This window comes from bacterium (assembly GCA_021159335.1).
Lineage (GTDB): Bacteria > UBP14 > UBA6098 > B30-G16 > B30-G16 > JAGGRZ01.
Genome location: JAGGRZ010000128.1, coordinates 1 through 3,075, shown reverse-complemented (window position 1 = coordinate 3,075; position 3,075 = coordinate 1). Strand labels below are relative to the sequence as shown.

Here is a 3,075-nt window from a genome sequence, read left to right as displayed (position 1 = left end):
GAGCGTCAGCCTCCGGAGCTGAAGGTCGCAGGTTCAAATCCTGCTGGGCGCGAAAGATTTTATATGGAACCGCCCAACTGTTAATACTCAATTCGAAGTTTTATTTAGATTCAGCCGAGAAAAAGGTAACCTACACATGAATTCAGGTTTGCAAAAACATTTCGAGAGATAAAAAATTTATTTATTCTGGGGTTCTGAAACTTCCTTCGGGGTCTCGCCTTCTGAAGTTTCCTGTTCGGCAGTTGTTGTGCTGGTTTCCGGTGGAGTTTCCGTTTCCTCTTTTTTCTGCCCTATGTCAATGTACTTTAACCTTAAATCTTCTATAGGAACCTTTCTTCTCAAATTGGTTAGCCACATGTCGTATGCGCTCTCCTGTTTTATCTTGAAAATGCTCTGTCTTATTTGTGTGGCTACATCTTTGAAGTGGGAATAATCAACCTTTTTGCGTTCGAGAAGGTGAACAATGTAGAACTTTCCGCTGTCAGCCTCGATAACTCCAGAAAGCGAATCGCTTTTAAGTCCAGATAGTGCGCCCACTAACCACGGGTCGTATTTCTTGGCGGTGTCCTTGAGCACCTCTACGGGGTGGATGGGACCTATGATTCCATACTCGAGTCCCAGAGTTTCCGCAATCTTTTTAAACGGGGTTTTCGCTCGTGCCATCTGATACGCTTTGTAAGCCACTTTTCTGCAAATTTCCTTTTTAGCGTCCTGAATTATCATCTTCTTTATAATATCCCTGTAGTCATCGACTGTTTCGAGTTTTGGCGGTGTCGCTTCAATAACCTGAAGAACGAAATATTTGCCCTGACTGCGCACTACATCGGGAACAGCACCGGGTCCCTCTTGAAATGCGAAGGTGTTTATTAGTGTTCTTAGTCCTATGCCGGGTATAGCTTCATTTGGGTGTACTGGAGGCGTGGTTTTTACCTGTAGCCCGAATTTCTTGGCAGCGTCATAAATTCCGTGCTCTCTCGCATAATCTACAACTTTTTGGGCAAGTTTTTCTATACTATCTGCAGTCTCGTATCCCGGCTCAATAGTTATCATTATGTGCCTAATGTGGTAGAATGTGTCCACAGTGCCAGTTACTGTGTCCTCTACTGTTCGCACCTCCTCAAGTTTTACTATGTGGAATCCATTTTGAGTTTCTATTGGCTCGGTGAATTGACCGGTGTCAAGCTTGGCTATTGCCTCAGCAATCTGAGGAAAGAGATTCTCGAGCTTGATGAAACCGATATCACCGCCTTTTTGCGCAGTTTGATAATCCTTTGAATATGCTTCAGCAAGGTCGCCAAAGTCTTCGCCCGACTTAAGCCTGTCGTAAACAGTTTTCGCTTCCTCATAAGCATCGGCTGTGTCTTTTGAGGAGGGCAGATAGGGTATTTCCACATACGCGAAAATGGCGTAAGGCTGTTTGGGTAGCTTGTCGCGATTTCGTTCATAGTAATTTTTTATTGCTTCGTCAGATGTGTCCACTTGTTCACTTCCAAGGCAATCGGGGCCGATTTTAAGGTATTCACCCTTAGTATAGGCGCTGTCCAGAAAAAACTGGTCCATAGCCTCGCTCATAGTGACGAAACTCATTGTTCTTGCAAGAACTTTTATACGCTCGATAGGCATCTCCGAAGCTATATACTGTTCGACGGGAACCCAATCTTTCGCATATGCTGGGTTATTTAGCGCGTTAATGTATTTGTTATAGTCGAATTTGCCGTTTGTCTGGAAACTGGGGTTGTTTACAATGAAGTCGGGCGGATTTCTTTTAAGCCGTTCATATATTTCTCTGCCGGTAACTTCTTTGATTCCTTTTTTATAGAACTCTTTGTTTAGAAGTTCGCGGTTAATCATTATCTGGAAAACTTGTTCCATCATGTTTTCGCGCTGAAACTGGTCAAGCGTTATGTTGCGTTCGTAGAATCTGTTTTCCTGTGCTCGCCACTCATCATTGTATTGCCTTATGGTTATTTCTGACTGCCCTACTTTAGCTATAGTTTCCTCAGTTTTCTGTCTCGAACGACCGGTTATGTTCATCCCCCACTGGAAAACCATCATCCCGATAAAGAGAAGACCAACGATGATGAATATAACTCCCATCTTTTCCCTGAGTTTTTTCATAAAAACGGATTGCGCCATAATCCCTCCCAGATTTTTTAATGCACAAACAATATCAAGTATCCATCACACGCAATAGAAATTTAAGGTTAAACTTTCACTAAAGATAGTAAAATTTAACTTTTTTCCAACAGTTACCTATGCGTTGCAAAATATTTGTTTACAATTATCTTAAATGTGATGAGAAGTAAGTCAAAAAATGTTGGAATAGTGTTGTTCGTTTTCGTTATTTTTGCGATTTTTATCTCGTTCATTATCGCTTTCTTTACATCTCCTCGACTTCAGCTTGCTATTCTCGGACGGTCTTTTGACCTTTTGGGGGTTAAGGCGAAGATTTACTATTCTCATTTAAAAATAACCCCTTGTTCAATAACTATAACCAAGCTCAGGCTAAAAAGTAAAACCAGCGATGCAACATTTTTCTTCTCAACAGATAGCCTGCGCATTTTATTTCGTTCACTGTTTCCAGCTAATTTAACTGTTGTAAGACTCGTTAATCCTGAACTTTCGGTTAAAACTGTTCCTAAAAGGGTTACAAAGCCAAAGCCGAAAAAGCACAAAAAACGCCCGAGGATAGAGGTTAATTCGATACAAGTTGTGAATGGTAAGGTGAAATTTAACGATTCCAGCGTTGAATCCATTTATGTTTTGGGGAGTTTGCGCTCATCACCCGATTCTTTATCATTTGTTTTTGATAGCTTATTTGCGCGTCTTGATGATGGATTTACTGTTGGAAGTTCTGGTAAAGCGTTGATGAACAAAGGATTGCTGTATGCTGACGGCAGAATCGTGATGCCAAAATCTGACTTTGAATTAAGGCTCGATTCACTTTCTCTTGATAGCAAAACATTTGCTAATCTTTCAATAGTAGGGGACAAAGTCGATTATAACGAAATAAGCAGGCTTCTCGGCGCAAAGATTTTAAGCGGTTCGGGCGCCTCAGACCTTAACATACAACAC

At 41.5% G+C, this 3,075-nt stretch carries 2 protein-coding genes; one reads left to right on the top strand and one right to left on the bottom strand.

Going from position 1 to position 3,075, the window contains the following annotated elements:
• Nucleotides 1-177: 177 nt before the first annotated feature.
• Complete coding sequence (locus tag J7J62_06910; GenBank protein MCD6124884.1) at nucleotides 178-2,136, bottom strand: peptidyl-prolyl cis-trans isomerase; 1,959 nt, start codon at nucleotides 2,134-2,136, stop codon at nucleotides 178-180.
• 159 nt (nucleotides 2,137-2,295) lie between these two features.
• On the opposite strand from J7J62_06910, the gene J7J62_06905 reads away from it, so the two are divergent.
• Nucleotides 2,296-3,075: hypothetical protein (locus J7J62_06905; protein ID MCD6124883.1), on the top strand; the 780-nt coding region annotated here is incomplete at its 3' end.